At 71.1% G+C, this 18,439-nt stretch carries 15 protein-coding genes and 1 tRNA gene; 10 read left to right on the top strand and 6 right to left on the bottom strand.

Features of this window, described 5'->3' with window-relative positions:
- Positions 1-178 precede the first annotated feature (178 nt).
- From alsS to ACFFRH_RS11745, 3 genes are all read left to right on the top strand, one after another.
- A complete protein-coding gene (alsS, locus tag ACFFRH_RS11755) occupies positions 179-1,876 on the top strand; it encodes an acetolactate synthase AlsS (protein ID WP_344747514.1) in 1,698 nt (565 codons plus the stop codon).
- A gap of 27 nt (positions 1,877-1,903) precedes the next feature.
- On the top strand, positions 1,904-2,764 hold the full coding sequence (gene budA, locus ACFFRH_RS11750) for an acetolactate decarboxylase (RefSeq protein ID WP_344747513.1): 861 nt from the start codon (positions 1,904-1,906) through the stop codon (positions 2,762-2,764).
- A 267-nt stretch (positions 2,765-3,031) separates the two neighbouring features.
- Positions 3,032-4,129 carry a glycerophosphodiester phosphodiesterase gene (locus ACFFRH_RS11745; protein ID WP_386156151.1) on the top strand — a complete coding sequence of 366 codons (1,098 nt, stop codon included), beginning with the start codon at positions 3,032-3,034 and terminating at the stop codon, positions 4,127-4,129.
- 136 nt (positions 4,130-4,265) lie between these two features.
- On the opposite strand, the gene ACFFRH_RS11740 is transcribed toward ACFFRH_RS11745, so the two are convergent.
- Both ACFFRH_RS11740 and ACFFRH_RS11735 read right to left on the bottom strand, forming a co-directional pair.
- Positions 4,266-4,784 carry a cysteine dioxygenase gene (locus ACFFRH_RS11740; protein WP_344747512.1) on the bottom strand — a complete coding sequence of 173 codons (519 nt, stop codon included), beginning with the start codon at positions 4,782-4,784 and terminating at the stop codon, positions 4,266-4,268.
- 166 nt (positions 4,785-4,950) lie between these two features.
- A complete protein-coding gene (locus ACFFRH_RS11735) occupies positions 4,951-5,916 on the bottom strand; it encodes an amidohydrolase family protein (RefSeq protein ID WP_386156148.1) in 966 nt (321 codons plus the stop codon).
- A gap of 213 nt (positions 5,917-6,129) precedes the next feature.
- Between ACFFRH_RS11735 and ACFFRH_RS11730 the strand changes: the two genes are divergently transcribed.
- Positions 6,130-7,119: a LacI family DNA-binding transcriptional regulator gene (locus tag ACFFRH_RS11730; protein ID WP_386156146.1), complete on the top strand. Its 990-nt coding sequence runs from the start codon at positions 6,130-6,132 to the stop codon at positions 7,117-7,119.
- Between the two features lie 43 nt (positions 7,120-7,162).
- On the opposite strand, the gene ACFFRH_RS11725 is transcribed toward ACFFRH_RS11730, so the two are convergent.
- Positions 7,163-8,620 (bottom strand): aromatic amino acid lyase, encoded by a 1,458-nt coding sequence (locus tag ACFFRH_RS11725; RefSeq protein WP_386156144.1) that lies wholly within the window; start codon positions 8,618-8,620, stop codon positions 7,163-7,165.
- Positions 8,621-8,624: 4 nt separating this feature from the next.
- Entirely contained in the window at positions 8,625-9,005 is a 381-nt protein-coding gene (locus ACFFRH_RS11720) for a phage holin family protein (RefSeq protein WP_386156142.1), read from the bottom strand.
- Positions 9,006-9,735: 730 nt separating this feature from the next.
- Here ACFFRH_RS11720 and ACFFRH_RS11715 point away from each other — a divergent pair.
- The 4 genes from ACFFRH_RS11715 to ACFFRH_RS11700 all read left to right on the top strand — a co-directional run bounded on the left by ACFFRH_RS11715 (position 9,736) and on the right by ACFFRH_RS11700 (position 12,392).
- The gene (locus ACFFRH_RS11715; RefSeq protein WP_386156227.1) at positions 9,736-10,728 is read left to right on the top strand and encodes an NADP-dependent oxidoreductase; all 993 of its coding nucleotides are present in this window, start codon (positions 9,736-9,738) and stop codon (positions 10,726-10,728) included.
- A gap of 61 nt (positions 10,729-10,789) precedes the next feature.
- On the top strand, positions 10,790-11,074 hold the full coding sequence (locus ACFFRH_RS11710; RefSeq protein ID WP_386156140.1) for a hypothetical protein: 285 nt from the start codon (positions 10,790-10,792) through the stop codon (positions 11,072-11,074).
- Positions 11,075-11,159: 85 nt separating this feature from the next.
- Positions 11,160-11,555, top strand: coding sequence for an OsmC family protein (locus ACFFRH_RS11705; RefSeq protein ID WP_386156138.1), 396 nt, complete (start codon positions 11,160-11,162; stop codon positions 11,553-11,555).
- A 760-nt stretch (positions 11,556-12,315) separates the two neighbouring features.
- Positions 12,316-12,392: transfer RNA gene (locus ACFFRH_RS11700), tRNA-Lys, on the top strand.
- A gap of 52 nt (positions 12,393-12,444) precedes the next feature.
- On the opposite strand, the gene ACFFRH_RS11695 is transcribed toward ACFFRH_RS11700, so the two are convergent.
- Together ACFFRH_RS11695 and ACFFRH_RS11690 are read right to left on the bottom strand one after the other, a co-directional pair.
- Positions 12,445-14,184 carry a protein kinase domain-containing protein gene (locus ACFFRH_RS11695; RefSeq protein WP_386156136.1) on the bottom strand — a complete coding sequence of 580 codons (1,740 nt, stop codon included), beginning with the start codon at positions 14,182-14,184 and terminating at the stop codon, positions 12,445-12,447.
- 68 nt (positions 14,185-14,252) lie between these two features.
- Positions 14,253-15,647 (bottom strand): DUF4407 domain-containing protein, encoded by a 1,395-nt coding sequence (locus tag ACFFRH_RS11690; RefSeq protein WP_386156134.1) that lies wholly within the window; start codon positions 15,645-15,647, stop codon positions 14,253-14,255.
- Positions 15,648-15,951: 304 nt separating this feature from the next.
- On the opposite strand from ACFFRH_RS11690, the gene ACFFRH_RS11685 reads away from it, so the two are divergent.
- Together ACFFRH_RS11685 and ACFFRH_RS11680 are read left to right on the top strand one after the other, a co-directional pair.
- On the top strand, positions 15,952-17,403 hold the full coding sequence (locus ACFFRH_RS11685; RefSeq protein ID WP_386156132.1) for a hypothetical protein: 1,452 nt from the start codon (positions 15,952-15,954) through the stop codon (positions 17,401-17,403).
- The gene (locus ACFFRH_RS11680; RefSeq protein ID WP_386156130.1) at positions 17,400-18,419 is read left to right on the top strand and encodes a DEAD/DEAH box helicase family protein; all 1,020 of its coding nucleotides are present in this window, start codon (positions 17,400-17,402) and stop codon (positions 18,417-18,419) included. The genes ACFFRH_RS11685 and ACFFRH_RS11680 overlap by 4 nt, the downstream gene beginning before the upstream one ends.
- Positions 18,420-18,439: the final 20 nt, after the last annotated feature.

Here is an 18,439-nt window from a genome sequence, read left to right as displayed (position 1 = left end):
TGGACGGGGCCGCCACCGGATGACCGGGGGGCGGAGCCGCGTTCCGCGGCACGCCGTACGGCATCGCGTTCACCCGGATCAGGGTGGCCATCATTCCATTCTCTTCGCGCCTCCCTTCGCGACGGACCCCTGTGTCACAGGGGTTCCTCGCGACGCGGACGCGGACAGGGAGGCGGACATGGTCGTGACGGCGCGACGGCTCGTGAGGCGAGTTCCCGCCACCGGCGCGAACCTGCTGGTCGGCTGCCTGGAGAAGTCGGGGATCGAGTACGTCTTCGGCATCCCGGGCGCCAAGATCGACGCGGTGTTCGACGCCCTGGTCGGCGCCGGGTCACGACTGGTGGTGTGCAGGCACGAGCAGAACGCCGCCTTCATGGCCGCGGCGGTCGGCCGGCTCACCGGACAGCCCGGCGTGGTGCTGGTGACCTCCGGGCCCGGCACCTCCAACCTGGCCACCGGCCTGGCGACGGCGACCACGGAGGGCGACCCGGTCATCGCGTTCGCCGGGGCGGTGCCTCGCGCCGACCGGCTGAAGCGGACGCACCAGTCGATGGACTCGGTCGGCCTGCTCCGGGCGGTCTGCAAGTTCACCTGGGAGGTGGGCGACGTGGCCGCCCTGCCCGAGGTCGTGTCGAACGCCTACCGGGCGGCCACCACCTCGCCTCGCGGGGCCGTGGCCGTCATCCTCCCGCAGGACCTCCTCGGTGACACCACCTCGGAGCCCCCCGCGGGGACGCCGGACGTGCCGCCGCTCGGAGCCGCCCCTCCGGAGGCGATCGACCGGGCCGCGGACGCCGTCAGGCGGGCACGGACACCGGTCGTGCTGCTCGGGGCCCGGACCGGCGACCCGGCCGCCGCCGAGGCGGTGCGCGGCCTGATGTCCCGCACCGGGCTGCCGGTGGTGGAGACCTTCCAGGCAGCCGGGGTGGTGCCACGAGGTGACCTGGAGGGACGCTTCCTCGGCAGGGTCGGCCTGTTCCGCAACCAGCCGGGGGACGAGGCGCTCGCCCAGGCGGACCTCGTCCTCGCCATCGGTTACGACCACGTCGAGTACGCCCCCGGCCTGTGGAACCCGGGCCCCGGGGCGGGAGTGGAGATCGTCCACCTGGACGACGGCCCGGCGGAGATCGACAATCGCTACCGGCCGTCGGTCGAGCTGCGCGGCGACGTGGCGGCCACCGTGACGGAGCTGGCCGACCGGCTGGACGGGCTCACCCTCGCACCCGGCGCCGCGGCCCGTGTCGCGAGGCTGCGCGCCAGGCTCGCCGACCTGGACGCCGCGCCCGACGAGTCCCGTCCGGACCGCGTCCACCCCCTGCGGATCGTCCGCGCCCTGCGGGAGGCGGTCGACGACGACGCCACCGTGGTCTGCGACATCGGTTCCCACTACATCTGGATGGCCCGTCACTTCCGTACCTACCGGCCGCGCGGCCTGCTGTTCTCCGACGGCCAGCAGACGCTCGGTGTGGCACTGCCCTGGGCCGTCGCCACCGCGCTGGTGCGGCCGGGCCACAAGGTGGTGTCCGTCTCCGGCGACGGGGGCTTCCTGTTCTCCGCGATGGAGCTGGAGACCGCCGTGCGCGTCGGCGCCGACCTCACGCATCTGGTGTGGCGCGACGGCGCCTACGACATGGTCGCCTTCCAGGAGCGGCTGAAGTACGGGCGGACGTCGGGGGTCGACTTCGGCCCGATCGACATGGTGCGCTTCGCCGAGAGCTTCGGCGCGACCGGGATGCGGGCGACCAGCGCGGACGAGCTTCCCGCGGTGCTCCGCCAGGCCCTCGGCACGCCGGGGCCCGTCGTCGTCGACATACCGGTCGACTACAGCGACAACGAGAGCCTCGGGGAGGTCCTGCGCCTGGAGTCGTTCGAGTGACATCCTCCCGGGAGGGGTGACGGCACGATGGACGAAAGCCGCGGACACCGCGGACGCCAAGGACGCCAAGGACGCCAAGGACACCACGGCCTCCTGGACGGGCTGGTGCGCGCCTTCCTCGCGCACCGGGACGGCGACGGCGCCCTGCACCGGGACCCCACCCGAGCCCGCGAGATCTTCCAGTCGTCCACGATGGACGCGCTCCTGGACGGGGTGTACGAGGGCGATCTCACCATCGGCGAGCTGCGCCGCCACGGGGACTTCGGTCTCGGGACCTTCAACGAGCTGGACGGCGAGCTCGTGGGGTTCGACGGCCGGTTCCACCATCTCCGGTCGGACGGCACCGCCGTACCGGCCGACCCCGAGGAGAAGACCCCCTTCGCCGCCGTCACCTTCTTCCACGCCGACCGGGAGGCCGAGGTCGGCCCCGGCACCTCGCGCGCGGAGCTGGAATCGCTGTGCGACGAGCTCACCGCCGGACGCAACCTCTTCTACGCGGTGCGTCTCGACGGGCTGTTCACCCGGGTGACCACCCGCACCGTGGCCAGGCAGCACCGGCCCTACCCGCCCCTGGTCGAGGCCACCCGCGGTCAGCGCCTCACCACCTTCACCGACGTCGAGGGCACCATCGCGGGTTTCCGCACGCCGGACTACGCGCAGGGGATCGCGGTCGCCGGCTGTCACCTGCACTTCCTGGACGCCGGCCGCACCGGCGGCGGTCACGTGATCGACGTCACGGTAGGGCGGGCGACGCTGCGGATCGGCACCGAGGCCGAACTGCACCTCAGCCTCCCCCGGACACCGCAGTTCATGAACGCCGACCTCACCGGTCATGACGTGGACGCCGAGACGAGACGGGCCGAAGGGGGAGGGGCCGGCGGCGCCTGAGGCGACCCCCGCCACCCGGCGCCCGCCGGAAGCGGCCCGCCGTCCGCCGGAAGCGGCCCACCGTCCGGGGAAAGCCGCTCGCCGCTCGCCGGAAGCCGGCCACCGGAGGCCGAAGGCGCCCCGAAGGCCCGGACTCGCTCTCCGGGCCGGGGTGTGTCACCGGCCGCCCGCTCCCCGGGCCGGGACGGATCACCGGCCGCCCGCGCGTCCCGTTCCCTTCGCGAGTCGTTGTTCCAATGGTCATCCGGGCGGCTTACGTTCCTGGACATGATCCGTAGGCTTCTGGCCGCGGCGCTCGCGGTCCTCGCGACCGGTACCGTCGCCGTTGTGCTGCAACAACCCGAACCCGCCACCGCCGAGCCCCGCGGCCGCGAACCCGTCGTCATCGGCCACCGGGGCGCCAGCGCGCACCGGCCCGAGCACACCCTGCTCTCGTACGAGACCGCGATCGCGCTCGGCGCCGACTACATCGAGCCCGACCTGGTCTCGACGAAGGACCACGTGCTGGTGGCCAGGCACGAGAACGAGATCGGCGGCACCACGGACGTCGAGAACCACCCCGAGTTCGCGGCGCGCCGGACGACCAAGACCATCGACGGCACCCCGATCACCGGCTGGTTCACCGAGGACTTCACGCTCGCCGAGCTGAAGACGCTCAGGGCCGAGGAGCGCATCCCCGACCTGCGTCCGGGCAACACCGCCTTCAACGGCCTCGCGGAGATCCCGACCTTCGACGAGGTCGTCGCGCTCGCCAAGCGGAGCGGGGTCGGCGTCTACCCCGAGACCAAGCACCCGAGCTACTTCGACTCCATCGGCCTCTCCCTGGAGGAGCCGCTGCTCGATGTGCTCGGCCGGCACGGCTGGCGCGGGAGCCGGGACCCGGTCTTCATCCAGTCCTTCGAGACCGCCAACCTGCGCGAGCTGAGCAAGAGGACCAGGCTTCCGCTGATCCAGCTCGTCACCGCCACGGGTGCCCCGTACGACTGGGTCGCCGCCGGAGACCCGCGCACCTACGACACCATGGTCACCCCGGCCGGGCTCCGCGACGTGGCGGGCTACGCGGACGGCGTTGGTGTCGACACCAGGCGGATCGTGCCCACCGGCCCCGACGGCCGCCTCCTGCGGCCCACCTCGTTCATCAGCGACGCCCACCGGGCCGGTCTGAAGGTCCACACCTGGACCGTGAGGAACGAGAACTCGCAGCTCCCGGTGGACTTCCGGCTCGGGAACCCGGCGAGCCCTGCCTACCCGCGCGCCACCGGCGACGTGATGGGCTGGCTGGAGAGGCTCTACTCCCTCGGCGTCGACGGCGTCTTCGCCGACGACGCGGGCATGGCCAACGCCGTCAGGGCGCGCGTCTTCTAGCGTCCACCGGCCCCGCCCCCGGGTACGGCGACCCGTACGGGGTCTCGCGACGGCGAGATCCCGTACGGGTAGGCGACGCGGTCGGCCGAAGGAGGGGAAGAGGCAGGCGGCGGCTTTTCCCCGGAACCCGTCTGTCTCAGGCGACCTCGACCATCTGCTCGGCGTCGTCCATGGGGCGCAGCTCGTCGGCGTAGCTCACCGAGACGCGGCGCATCACGCCGCTGTCGCTGATGGAGTACTGGCCCAGGCGCCACAGCGGCGGCGAGTAAGCATGGATCGAGACGCTGCCGTGCACCGCGCCGGTGAGCCGGTGGATGTGGTCGGGGCCGAAGGAGAAGGACTCGCCCTCCGAGATCACGGTCTCCAGGTGCTCGCCGCCGATGCGGGGGTTGCACTCCAGGAGCGTCCCGGCCACCACGCGGACGGCGCCCGAGGAGGTGTCGTGGTCGTGCCAGCCGGTGTCGTCCTCGGGACGCCAGCACAGCAGCCAGACGTCCACGTGGGAGTCGCGGTAGAGGGAGGCGAAGTGGCGCCCGCCCTCCTCGGGGAACTCCACCTGGTCCTGCCACCCGGACGGGTCGGCGGCCAGCTCGTTGACCAGGTCGAGGAGCTCGCGCCGGTCGAGGGCGCGGGCGGGCAGGGCCTCGTAGCTCATGAGGTCTCACCGCCGGACGGCCTGGAGCCCGCGATGTCCACTCGCCAGGCGTGACCGACATGACGGGCGTGACCGGCGCGGTCGGCGGGCCCGGCGGCTCGTGCGCGCCGCTCGCTCACGGCTTTCCTCGCCGGGAGCACACAGCTCTCGCGGCCCTGGTACTGGTTCACTTGCGCGACTCCTTTCCGTTCAGCAGGCGGTTCGGGTTGGTGACCGCGATGGCGTGCCAGGCGGCGTCGCCGAGCGCGGGGTCGGGTGCGGTGGCGTAGGGCTGGTCGGAACCGCTCACCACGACGTCGACGCCGAGTTCGCGGACGACGGCGTCGATGGCGCGCGGGCCGTAGGAGGAGGTCTCCAGGAACATGTCGGGATCGACCTGTCCCCGGCCCTCGCCACCCCGGTTGGCCAGGCGCTCGGAGTGGAGCGGGGCCAGCCCGGCGAGCAGTGAGAAGCAGACCCGCAGGCGGGGGTGGCGGGCCCGCCCGAAGGCGGCGAAGGCGTACCACGCGGCGTGCATCTGCTGCACGTACGGCACGACGGCGGGCCACCAGCCGGGCCCCTCGGGCTCGGCGGCGGGACCGGGGTGCACGAAGAGCGGCAGGTCGCGCTCGGCGAGCACGTCGAGCAGCGGGGCGACCCTGGCCAGGCCCGCGGCGTCGCGCACGGCGGTGGCGGGCAGCTGGAGGCCGACGAGCCCCGGCCTCACGTCCCACACGCCGTCGCCGTCGCCGTCGCCGTCGCCGTCGCGCACGTCGCCCCGTACGCCGTCTCGCGCGTCGAGGGCCTTGGCGAGCCTGGCGGGGTCGATCTCGCTGAGGCAGGTCGCCGCCCAGGCGCCGAAGGGCGCGGGCAGCGCGAGGGCGTCCTCGTGGTAGGCGTCGATGATCGGCCACGCCTCGCCGGGGGGCAGTGACTCGACGCCGAGCGGGCTGGACAGCGACACGAGGGCCAGGTCGAGCCCCGCGTTCAGCGCGAGGCGCCCGGCGAGGTCGTGGTCGGCGGGGTCGACCTCGTAGGCGGGCTCGCCGTCCAGGTGGAGGGTCCAGCCGTCGAGCCGGGGCGCGGTCGTGCGACGTCTGAGCGCGTCCACGAACGCGGGCGTCCACAGATGCTGGTGAACGTCGACGGTCACGACGGGTCCCCTCCTTTCACGTCTTCGAGGTATTCCCTACCTAGAATAGGGGTAAACGTCTTCACCTCACCACATCCAACAGTGACACGGTTCAGTGAACCGTTTCAGTGAACCGCTTCACCTGGCTTCGTGTCAATACCCCCCGACGCCCCGCGACACCTCCGATCGGGTGGGTGGCGCGCCTGCGGAGGCCCCGAGGAATAGGCTGGTCCGATGCCCCAGCCCCGGAAACGAGCGACCATACGGGAGGTGGCGAAGGCCACCGGCCTGTCGCCCGCCGCCGTCTCGTACGCCCTGCGCGGTCTGCAGGTTTCTGAGGAGACCATCGAGCGGGTGCGCCAGGCCGCGGCCGAGCTCGGCTACGAGGCCGACCCCATCGCCCGCGCCCTGGCCAGCGGCCGGACCGGCATGATCGGCCTGCTCTGCGGCTCCCTGGAGGACCTCTGGCAGCAGGCGCTGGCCGTCGGCATCGGCCGCGCGCTCAAGGACAACGACCGCTACGCCCTGATCCTGGACGCCGCGGGAGACCCGGCCAGGGAGAACACGCTCGCCAGGCAGCTCCGCGACCAGCGGGTGGACGCGCTGATCGTGCAGCCGGTCGACCCCGCGGCGCCGCTCTGGGCGGAGCTGTGCGAGGGGTTGCCGGTGGTGTCGATCGGCGACGCCCTGGCCGGGGCGCGCGCCGCGGGCGAGGTCGTCTTCGACAACCGCGCCGGGGTGACCCTCGCCCTGGAGCACCTGCGACGGCGGGGCCACCGGCGCCTGGCCGTCCTCACCTCGACGCGGGCCAGCACCCCCGACCGGCCCGCCGACGTGCACGTCCTGGCCGAGGCCAAGCGGCTGGACCTGGACATCGAGATGGTCACCGCCTCCCAGTCGCTGGGGCCCGCCACCCGGGTCGCGGGCGAGATGCTCGACGCCGGCCACCGGGCGTTCTTCTGCTTCGCCGACTCGATCGCCTACGGCGTCTACGCGGCCTCGGCGGAGCGGAAGCTGGGCATCCCGTTCGAGGTGTCCGTGATGGGCTACGACGACCATCCCATGTCGGGCCTGCTCACCCCCGGCCTGACCACGGTCGACTGGGACATCGACGGCATCGTCCGGGCCGCCGTCCGCATCGTGGTGGCCGCCGCCGACGGCAACACGCGCCGCCGCCGCATCGTCCAGGCGCCCCAGCTCCGCGAGCGCGGCTCGGTCGGCTGACCCGCGGTCGGCTGACCCGCGGCCCCCGGCGGCCTCGCGGGTCTCAGGGAACGAGGCCGGGCAGGAGCCCGCGCGCCGCGTCGAGGTCGGCGTCCAGGGGGCGGTCCTCCATCGCGGGGTCGAGCGGCAGGTCGCAGGGCAGTCCACGCCGCCGCAGGGCCCGTACGGAGGCCACCAGCTCGCACGCCAGGACGATCTCCAGCGGTTCGGCGGCGGCGAGCGCGGAGCGGGCCGCCTGCGGGGTGAAGCTCGCGTGGTCCTCGGTGCCCAGGGAGAGCACGGCGCCGCCCAGGGTGACCGGGGCGGCCAGGTGGCGCAGCTCGGCCAGCGCGGAGTGCGCGACGTATTCGAGGATCATGACCCCGGACAACCCGGGACGTTCGGCGAGGAAGGGGAGCAGGCCCGTGTGGGCCGGGTCGTTCAGGGTGGCGAGCCTGGCGACGCTCAGCGTCGCGGTCTGCACGAGCGCGGCCCGCAGGGCGTCGAGGACGAGCGCGACCCGCGCCGAGTGGAAGTTGCCGTTGTGCCAGGCCCGGCCGTCGGCGATCAACGGGTTCTCCGGCGCGGCGTTCATCTCCTCGGTGATCGTCCGCTCCGCCCGGCCGAGCGCGTCGAGGACGGCTCCGTGGACCTGCGGGAAGGCGCGGTAGCCGTACGGGTCCTGGACGCGGCGCGGGCTGGTGGAGCCGACCAGGGCGCGCAGCGCGGCCGCGACCCCGGTCTGCTCGGGGCCCCGTTGCACGACGGGGGAGAGCGGTTCGAGCGAGGCGTCGACCGCCCGGAAGGAGTGGGCCGCGACCGCCGTGGCGGCGGACAGCAGGACGCCCAGGCGATGACAGGCCAGCGCCGCGTCGGCCAGGGTCGCCGCACCCGAGCTGATGAACGGCAGCGCGTCACCGGAGGCGAGCGCGAACCGGGGCACCGGATCCCCCGCCCGCGTCCCCGGCGGACCGCCCTCGGCGCCGCTCCCGGTTTCCGAGGCGGGATTCCCGGTCCGGCCGCCGGTGTCTCCGGCCCGCGCCCCGGTCCGTACGTCCTCGGCGGGCGAGGTCCAGGGAAGCTCGCCCAGGAGGCAGAGCGCGGTGGTGGCCAGGGCGGTGAGGTCGCCGGTGCCGATGGCGCCGTAGGTGCGGATCGGCGGGGTGAGGCCCCGGTTGACGGCGGCGGCGAGCACGGGCAGGAGCGCGGGATCGACCCCCGAGCCGCCGGCGAGCAACTGGTTGAGGCGGACCACGAGGGTCGCACGGGCGCGGAACGCCTCGATCACGGGACCGGCGCCGCCCGCGTGGCTGCGGAGCAGGTCGAGGCCGGTGTCCTCGGTCGTCACGTCCTTGTTGGCGCCCACGCCGGTGGTCCGGCCGTACACGGGCCCGTCGAGCAGGCCGGCCGTCCGCCACGCCGCCTCCGCGCGGCCGGTGGAGCCCAGCGCGACCCCGGAGCCGTGGGCCGCCCGGCCGACCTGCTCGCAGGTCAGGTGGGCGCCGTCAAGGACGACGGTCATCGGCTCAGTCGCCGACGATCGCGTCGAGGATCAGGTCGAGCAGCCAGCTGACCAGGCCGATGACGATCGCGCCCCAGAACGCGGCCCAGAAGCCGTCGACGTGGAAGGGCAGCGAGAGCTTGCCGGCGATCCAGCTGGTCAGCAGCAGCAGACCGGCGTTGACCACCAGGGCGAACAGGCCGAGCGTGAGGATGTAGAAGGCACAGCCGAGCGTCGCGATGATCGGCTTCAGGACCGCGTTGACGATCCCGAAGACGAGGGCGACGGCGACGAGCGTGCCGATCTCCTTGACGGGGGTCCGCGCGGACACCGTGATGCCGTCCACGAACTGGGTCGCCGCCCACAGAGCGGCTGCTACCACCAGTATTTTGATGATTATTTTCACGTTTCGGGATCCTCGCATGGATGGCCGGGCGGGCGGTAGGTTCGCGCCCCGAATATGGATATATAGGCATAACAGGTGATTTGCCGATCGACCGCGCGCCTCACCGATCCGGTCACCCCGGACGACGAGGGCACAGCGGTCGCCACGGTCGCCAGGACGGTGAGCCGACCCGTCACCCGCGGAAAGTTTCGCATCCGTGACCGTATGCGGTCATGAAAGTGGCGAGATCATGTCAGGCGCGCCGTTCCCCGGCGGGGAGAAACGCCGCCGGATGGGAAGGTCCCAGGTGAGGAGCACGAATCGCCGAGGGGGCCTCATGACGTCCAACGCCCGATCATCCACCGGTCGACCGGAGAAGCCGTTCGCCGGAGCCGGGAGAACGCCCGGAACCGGAACCGAGGCTCACTCCGTTCCCAAACCCGGCCCCCCGCCCAAACCTGGACCTCCGCCCAGGCCCGGCCCCCCGCCGAAGCCCGGTCCGCCCAAGCCCGGCCCCCCTCCCGGCCCCGGTCCTGACCCCGATCCGGGCACAGGGCCAGGACCGGGCACAGACCCCGATCCGGGCGCGGGCCCCGATCGGGGAACGGAGAGCGGGGAGAGCGGGGAGGGAGCCGGGGCCGGACCCGCCCCCGGGTCCGCGTCGCAGGCCGGGCACGCCACCGCGAACGGCACGAAGACCGGACCCGCCGGTCGTACGCCACAGGGGGAGGGGCGTACGACCTCCAGGGAGATCCGGCTCGCGTCGCGGCCCTCCGGGTGGCCGACCCCGGAGAACTTCGAACTGGCGGAGGTCCGGCTGCCCGCCCCCGCCGAAGGGGAGATCCTCGTCCGCAACCTCTTCATGAGCGTCGACCCCTACATGCGGGGCCGCATGAACGAGGGCAAGTCCTACACCCCGCCCTTCCGGGTCGGCGAGCCCCTCGACGGCGCCGCCCTCGGTGAGGTCGTCGTGTCACGCGCGCCCGGCCTCGCGCCCGGAGACACCGTCACCCACAGGTACGGCTGGCGCGAGTACGCCGTCCTCGACGCGAAGGAGGCCCGCCGGGTCGAGGAGATCCCCGGGGTACCGCTCTCCGCGTACCTGGGCGCGCTGGGCATGACCGGCCTCACCGCGTACGTGGGCCTGCTCGACATCGCCCGCTTCAAGGACGGCGAGGCGGTGTTCGTGTCCGGCGCGGCGGGGGCGGTGGGCAGCATGGCCGGGCAGATCGCCCGGCTGAAGGGCGCCTCGCGCGTGGTGGGCAGCGCCGGGTCGCCGGAGAAGGTGACCCACCTGGTCCGCGACCTCGGCTTCGACGCCGCCTTCAACTACCGCGACGGCGAGATCCACGAGCAGCTCGCCAGGGCGGCCCCCGGCGGGATCGACGTCTACTTCGACAACGTCGGCGGCGAGCACCTGGAGGCGGCCATCGACGAGCTGAGGACGTACGGCAGGGTCGCGATGTGCGGGTCGATCTCCTCCTACAACGCCACCGAGCCGGTCCCGGGCCCGAGGAACATCGGCCTGGTCGTGGGGAAGCGGCTCACCCTGCGCGGGTTCATCGTGTCCGACCACCCGGCGCGCCTGCCCGACATGATCGCCGAGGTGGGCGCCTGGCTCCGCGAAGGCAAGATCGCCTTTACCGAGACCGTGGTCGACGGCCTGGAGAACGCTCCGAAGGCGTTCATCGACATGCTCCACGGCGCCAACACGGGAAAGATGCTGGTCCGGTTGGCGCAGTGACGGTGCATACCGTCAATTGCGCATGATGGCCATATTCTCGGGGCAGAAGGGGCGTGAGGGGGTGGGTCTGTTGGAAACGGACGAGCTTGAGTCGCTGTCGGCCCAGGAACTGCATGATCGCGCGGTCCACTACGCCGTGCACCACGGAGATCTCGGCTTCCTGTGGGAGCTGCTCACGTTGATTCCCGCGGCGGAGGCGTCCTCGGGGAACGAGGACGAGACGACCAACGACCTCAGCCGGGTCTCGGCCCTGCTCAGCGACGCGATGGCCTCGGGCCACGGGCAGCTGGGCGAGGCACTGCGGCCGTTCTACATCGAATACCTGTCCAGGCATCCGGAGGCCTGAGGCGGGCCGGGCTCCCGCCTCACCCGGGCGTTCCTCTCCTCGCGGGCCTCTGTAGGGTGATCCGCAGATTCAGGGGAGGAACGCCATGGCACAGGTGAGGGTGGAGCGGACCGACGACGGGTTCGTGGCGCGCAACGACCGCGGAGCCGAGGTCGCCATGGGCGGCGGTGACGAGCAGGGGGTGTTCACCCCCGTCGAGCTGCTGCTCGCGGCGCTCGGCGGCTGCAACATCGTCACCGTGGAGCCCCTCACGGCCCAGCGGGGCCACCGGATGACCCGCCTGGCGATGACCGTCCAGGCGGAGAAGGTCGACTCGTCCAGGCTGGGGACGATCACCATCACCTACGACGTGGAGCTGCCCGAGGGCGACGAGAAGGCCGCCGAGGTCCTCCGTGCCGTGGCCCACCGCGTCGAGGAGAAGTACTGCACGGTGAGCCGGGCCCTGAGGGACAACATGGAGATCGACCTCGAAATCCCCTGACGGCCCGCGACCCCGCCGGCCCCTCCCTGGGCTCTCGCCACGCCCCTGCCGGGACCCCGCTGCGATCTCGCTGCGATCTCGCCGGGAGAATCCGCCGTGACCCCGCTGGGAGACCCCGCCGCGACCCCGCCGGGGGAGCCCGCGCCCGCGTGTTCTCCGCACCCCCCGCCCGGAAACCTGATGATCACCACGATCCCGGCCCGAACGGCAGGCGGGCCCTGGCGAGTGCCCGGAAACCAATGGAATCGCCTCCTCGATGCCGAATCCTCGCGTATCCACCGGGGTTCACGGCGCTTCGGTGATACCGGGTCAAGGTTGGGTGTAGGCGCAAAATCAACCTTTGGATGACGCGCACGTTACATTTGGCTAGGTAGTGTTGTTGCAGGTCGAGGGGTCTGCGAAGCCCGGGGGGAGCGTTGCAGAGACTTTTCACCGGATAAGAACGCGAGGGGGATCGCGTTCCTGAGCGGAGCCGCCGGAGTCTTGGGGGAGACGATGGCAAAGCCCGCGAAGAGGTCGGGGCCGGACAGTTGGGGGACTGTCCGGCCCCGCACCTGTTTCAGGACCCGCACCTCGCAGGGACCCCGTATCTGTTCAAGGACCGGACGGCTTCAAGACCTGTTCCAGGACCGGACGGCGTCGGACGCCCTGGTTCCTCCGGGAAACGGACAGGGTTCCCCGGGAGGCCGGACAGGGGCCGAACGGGATCAACCGGGGTGCGAGCGCGCTGAGGCTGCTGCTAGAGTTACCCCCGTTGCAAGCGCCGCTAGCTCAGTTGGTTAGAGCAGCTGACTCTTAATCAGCGGGTCCGGGGTTCGAGTCCCTGGCGGCGCACCACCGGCTGAAGCCGATGACCTGGGCACCTTCCACATCGTGGAGGTGCCCTCAGTCATTTCCGGCCCCCGTCGGGACCCTGCGGCCACGACCGCCCCTCACGTGATCGCCGATCTCTCTCCGGTGGGTGCCCGGGGGCGTGCGGATGGCGAAGGACCTGAGCGCGTACGGCGTCGTCGAGGCCGTTGAGCAGCCGGTCGGCGCGCCCGTCGGAGGACGCCTCAAGCAGTTGGGCGATGATGACCGGGGGCACGTGGTCGAGCACGTCGCATGCCCTTCTTGTCGGCATGGTCTCGATCAGGCGGATGGCGAGCGGGGCCGCGGCGAGGACGCGGACGATGCCGGCCGCGGTCCGGGCGGCGGTGCGCGCGAGGATCTTCGCGACCTCACCGGGAGGGATGGCGCCCAGCAACGCGCCGCCCTGTCCCGGATCGATGTGGTTCAGCGCCTGACCCGCGCGGGCCGCCCCCATCGCCCGGAGAACCGCGGCGGTCTCCTCTCGCCTGGCGGCCATCATGTTCAGCGCGGCACCGACGGTTCTCGCCGGGATCGCGTCGAGGAACGAGGCGGCCCGCTCCGCGGACATCTCCAGCAGGATCGCTCCCACGGCCTCAGGTTCCATCCGGATCAGTACCCGCTGGACGACCTCCGTGGGGAGGCGGGCGAGCAGCCTCGCGGCGGGCGAGGCCGCCATGGCGTTGACGACCCGGGCGGCCTCCGCCGGATCCAGCCCGCCGAGGTCCACGGGTCTCTCCGGGGTGTGCTTCGCGGCCCTGGGCGAGGGGGCGGGCCGGAGCGAGGGGGAGCGGGAGCGGTCGGGAGAGGGTGACGGGAGCGGTGAGGGTGGTGAGGCGGCAGGCCTGGACCGGCGCGGCGGGGGAGCGGGGTCGGCCGAGGGCGGCCGGGGAGTGGATCGGGGCCGGTGCGAGGGAGAAGCGGGGCCGGCCGGGGGCGGTGGGGGAGCGGGGCGGGGTGAAGACGGTGAGGGCGAGGGCGCGGCGACGATCGACCGCAGCACCCCGTCCAGCCCCCGCGCGTCCATCCGTCGGCCGGGGTCCTTGCGCAGCAGACCGGCGATCGCGTCGGACAGCGGCCCGGTACGGGTGACGCGAGGAGGGTCGTCAAGGGTGATGGCCTTCATGGTCGCCGGTACGTTGCCGCGGAGGAACGGGGAGCGTCCCTCCAGGGCGTGGAAGAAGGTCACTCCCAGTGACCACAGGTCGGCGGGCGGCCCCGGGGAAAGGCCGTTGATCCGTTCCGGTGCCATGTACTCCAGCGTGCCCGCGAAGGCGTTCTGCGAGGTGAGGCGGCTCTCGCCGACGATGTGGGCGATACCGAAGTCGACGAGAAACACCTCGCCCCCTTCGGCGATCAGAATGTTGGCGGGTTTCACGTCACGGTGCAGTACGTCGGCCCGGTGCGCGGCGGTCAGCGCGGCCAGCACCCGCCGGCCGATTTCGGCGATCCGGCGCTCGCCGAGGGGGCCGTGCTCGATCAGGTCCTGAAGTGAGCGGCCCTTGACGTAGGCCATCACGATCCAGGAGAGATCGTCCTCCACGAACATGTCGTAGATCTCGACTATGCCCGAGTGCCTGATCCGCGCTGCCGCCCGCGCCTCGCGCCGCACGCGCTGGTGACGTACGGACAGGCGCTCGCCGTTCGGGGCCAGGACGAGCTCCTTGAGCGCTACACGGCGCCCGAGCACCTCGTCCTCGGCCAGCCAGACATGGCCCATCCCGCCGCTGCCGATCATGGACAGCAACCGGTAGCGGCCGTTGACCAGGCGGCCGTTCATCACATACCTCCAACGTGGAGACCCGCGGCTTCGGCCGTGGAGGGTGTCAACCGGGGGATCCCGCAGGGTCAGTCGTCGTCATCGGGGAACAGCTCGATCTTGCCGTGGCGCTCGGCCGCCGGGCCGGTGGAGTCGGATCTGTGGAACACCCGGGTGCTCTGCATCTCGCGCAGCATGTCGTCCTCGGCGGAGTAGTGGTCGCTGTCCGGGTTCTGAGGGTCGGCCAGATGCGCGGTCTCCGACGGCCCGGACGGAGCCTGCGTCCCGCGGGTAGTGCGCAAGAAGTCTGGTTTTTCCCAGATATCCCATATTGATGAGGAGTCGTCGTCCTGCCTCGGCGCGGAACCCGCCGGGGGGGCCTGGTAACCGAACTGGGAGCTGTAACTGTCTCGCGCGTCGCGGAACTCCTGCTTCGCCGCGAGGTTGAGAATCCTCTCGTAGTTGCCGGGCTTCTGCATCAGCTTGACCGTCACCGGCAGGCACTCGATCAGCAGGAACACCAGGAACAGCAGGAGGTGGGTCGTTCTGAGGGTGACATCCTCGCCGGACACCTCGTTGAGGGCCTGCAGCCGGATCAGCAACCCGTTGGTGGTCCTGTTCTCCGTATCGAACGCGTCCTGCAGGTCGCGCTGGCGCTGCACCGCGGCGTCGAGCAGCTCCTGGGTCTTGGGCAGTGCCTGCGTCGCCTGGGCGAGGCGCTCCTTCTTGCTGTTCTCGTCCGTGGCGGTGAGCTCTGCCTTGCGGTCCTCGATCTGCCGGTTGAGCAGGTCGACCCGGTCCTTGGCCTTCTCGTAGGTGCTCTTGCTGGCCTGGGCCAGCGGACCGTTGCCCTTGCGCGGGCACGTCTTCCCGCCGTAGAGCTGACACTGCCACTCGTCGTAGAGATTCCTGGCCTGCGCCTGCTGGGCGTCGCGCTCGGCGGTCAGCGATCTGACCTTCGGATCCTTGGCGGGATCCAGCGGGACGTCGCCCTCGGAAGTGATCACGTTCTGGAGGGTCGTCGCCTCCTTGCGGAGGCGGGCGACCTCCTGGGCGACGCTGCCCGAGTTCTGCCGGACGGAGAAGTCGTTGGCGCGCTGCTGCTTGATCTGGACGATCTGCGCGTCGATCTCGGACTTGAAGATCTGCAGCACCAGCGGGGTCGAGATGACGAGGCCGAGCAGCACGGCCATGAGGATCCGGGGCAGGGCCACCCGCCAGCGCCTGGGCCCGTCGGCGTGCATGGTGCTGACCAGCCAGCGGTCGAGGCTCATGATGGCCAGGCCCCAGACGAGGCCGGCCAGGACGGCGAGGACAAGGGAGGTGCCGAGCGCGGAGTTCAGGGCGAACGTCATCGACACGAACGCCAGCACGCTGGTGGTGAGCACGGCTCCGCCGATGCCCTCGAATTTGCCCTGCTCGGTCGGGCAGAGTTTCAAGATCTTTGGACGTGCGCCGGACAGGGTGATCAGGAGTGTTCTCATCTATTCCCCTTCCGAATGGCGCCCACGCTCGCGGTTATGAACTTTAGATCATGGGCTGGGGGCGTCGCCATGCCGTCGACACTATTATAATTCCGTAAGGTGTGATTCCTTATACCGCAGGGAAATCAAGTCCGTGGGGCGCCGTGGAGGTGATCTTCGGCGGGGTGGTGCGACGCTGACAAAAGACAGAAAGACAATCGCACCGCGGGTGTTCGGAAATTCGCCAGGAGATTCCGGGGCGGGTGGAGTCGTCGCGCCGGCAGCAGTTCATGCCTTTCTTTGGACGCGTTACGGAGGCTTTCAGGTGACCGAGCCGGGTGAGGATCTGCTCCGCAAGGCCCTCGCCGGGGCGGTCGCGGGTCTCGACGAGTCCAGGCGGCTGACCGTGGTGGAGGTGGCCGCTGACGGCCTCACCACCTTCGAGCTGTATCGCGACGACCTGGGCAGACCGCGTTGCCGGTTCGATCCGGTGACGCCGTGGACCTCCCTGGCGGGTGAGCGTGGATGGGACCGTCCGGGATACGCCTCCACGCACCCCGACCTCGGGCGGCAGGATCCCACCGAGGAGGCCGTCATCCGCGCCGCGGGCATTCACCCCCATGCCGCGCTGGTCCTGGTGTGCTCCTTCCCTGACAGTCCCCTGGCCGGCCAGGCGCTGGCCTGGCTGCACGCCGCGTTCCCGGAGGCGATGGCTTTCGTCCAGGCGGACGTGCGGGTCGACGCACTGCTCCGCGAGGTCGTCACGAACGACCCGCTGGACCGCCCGTACGAACTGGTCGTGCTGAAGCGGAGCGTGGTGACGGGCCACCTCGAACTCAGTGCCCATCAGCTGTTCACCATCGGGGCACGGCCCGGCGCGGTCGCCAGGGTCACCGCGCGCTGCGAGGCGGGTGACGAGAGGGGCACCGCCTTCGCCGTGGTCGCCTGGGGCCGGAGGCCGCTGCTGCTTTCACTCCAGTCGGCGAGGCTCGCCCCCGGCCGTTACGACTTCACGGTTGAGCTGGAGAGGCCGGGCCGGGTCCGTCTCACCGGCCTGCCCGGCCTGGTGAAGGACGATCGCGACTGGGCCGACCTGGTCGCCGCGGTGCCGCGCCGCCTCGACACCCGGGCCGGGTCGCAGCACCTGATCTGCGCGGTCGAGATCAGCGGCGCCCCGGGTGACGTCGGGAAGCGACTTGAGCGCCTGCACCAGATGATCGCGACGATGTCCGCGGGTGCCTCCGGCCTCCTCGAGGTGTCGCTGGTCACCTATGGCGCGCACTCCTACGACCGAAGGGTCCCCGAGCGGAAGGTCGAGGTCGTGGACTGGCTGGTCTCCCCCGGGCACGCCCTGACCTCGCTGGCCGGCCTGGAAGAACGCCCCCCGGTGTCGAAGGGCCATCCGCACGGCGCACAGCTGGAGGACATGCTGGCCGCGGTGGCCGGCCGGATCGTCCCGGGCGAGGCCGAGCGGACGGTGCTGCTCACGGTCGGCGACCGGGGGCCGCATCCGGCCAGGGTGAACGGGACGATCCTGCCCTGCCCGCACCGCCATGACTGGCACGCTCTGCTGAACCGGCTCGAACAGTATCCGGGCATGGCGTTCGGAGCGATCTGCGACCGGGACGTCGGGGAGACCGATCCCGTCTGGTCCCGTCTGGGCGCGACGGCGCTGACCTGGCTGGACGCCCTGGACATCCGAGAGTTTCGCGCCGAACTCGGCTTGGCGACGCCCCAAGACCGATCGATTCCCTTCCCCCTGATCGAGGTGCCATGACGAACATGTGGAGCGGGCAGCGTACGGCCCCTGACGCAGGATCCGGGCGTTCGCAACCCAACATCACGATGTGGGGCGCTCCGGGTAGTGGTAAGACCACGTTTCTCGCCGCGCTCAACACCGCCCTGCTCCGCCAGGAGGACAACTGGAGGGTCGTGGGCGCGGACGCCCCGTCCACCAGCTTCCTGATGGAGAAGACCACGGCGCTGGTGCGGGACAAGGTGTTCCCCGAGGCGACGCAGAGTCTGGACAACTACAACTGGTTCCTGATCGGGCGCGAGCGGCAGCGGCGCGCACGCTGGTTGCGCAGGTCGAGGGAGGCCCGCGCCCTCAAGATCGGCATCAACCTGCTCGACCCGCCCGGCGGGGCCTTCGGCAGCAACCGGGGGGGCGCCAGCCAGCAAGATCTGCTCCGCAACCTGGTGCACAGCAGAGGCGTCGTCTTCCTCTTCGATCCCATCAGGGAGAACGAGGACGGCGACGCGTTCGAATACTTCTACGGGGCACTGGCCCAGCTCGCCGAGCAGGTGATCGCCGGATCCGAGGTGACGGACGGCAGGCTGCCGCACCATCTCGCGGTCTGCATCACCAAGTTCGACGACTTCAGGGTTCTGGAGACGGCGAAGCGGCTCAGGTTGCTCACGACCGACCCCGAGGATCCCTTCAGGTTTCCCCGGGTGGCGAACGAGGACGCGAAGGAGCTGTTCCAGCACCTGTGCAGAGTGTCGGCCAGCGGGAACGCCGATATGGTATTGAATGCTATTGGGCGATTTTTCCGAGAAGACCGAATTAGGTATTTTGTCACTTCGTCAATCGGCTTCTATGTCGGGCTCAAGAGTAGGACTTTCGACATGGACGACTATCAGAATCTCGTTCCGACGTTGTCCGAGTCCGCGGATGGTCAATCGGTCTCTGACATCAAGTACAACACCGAGATCCGGATACGCGGTGAAGTGCGCCCCATCAATGTGATGGAGCCGATGCTCTGGCTCGGGCAGCGGATTTTCACGCCGTAGCCGATCAGGAGGACTGGCCG

This window comes from Streptosporangium vulgare, from assembly GCF_042428775.1.
GTDB lineage: Bacteria > Actinomycetota > Actinomycetes > Streptosporangiales > Streptosporangiaceae > Streptosporangium > Streptosporangium vulgare.
Note: the sequence above shows the minus strand (reverse complement) of the source record. Positions and strands in the feature narration are given on the sequence as shown.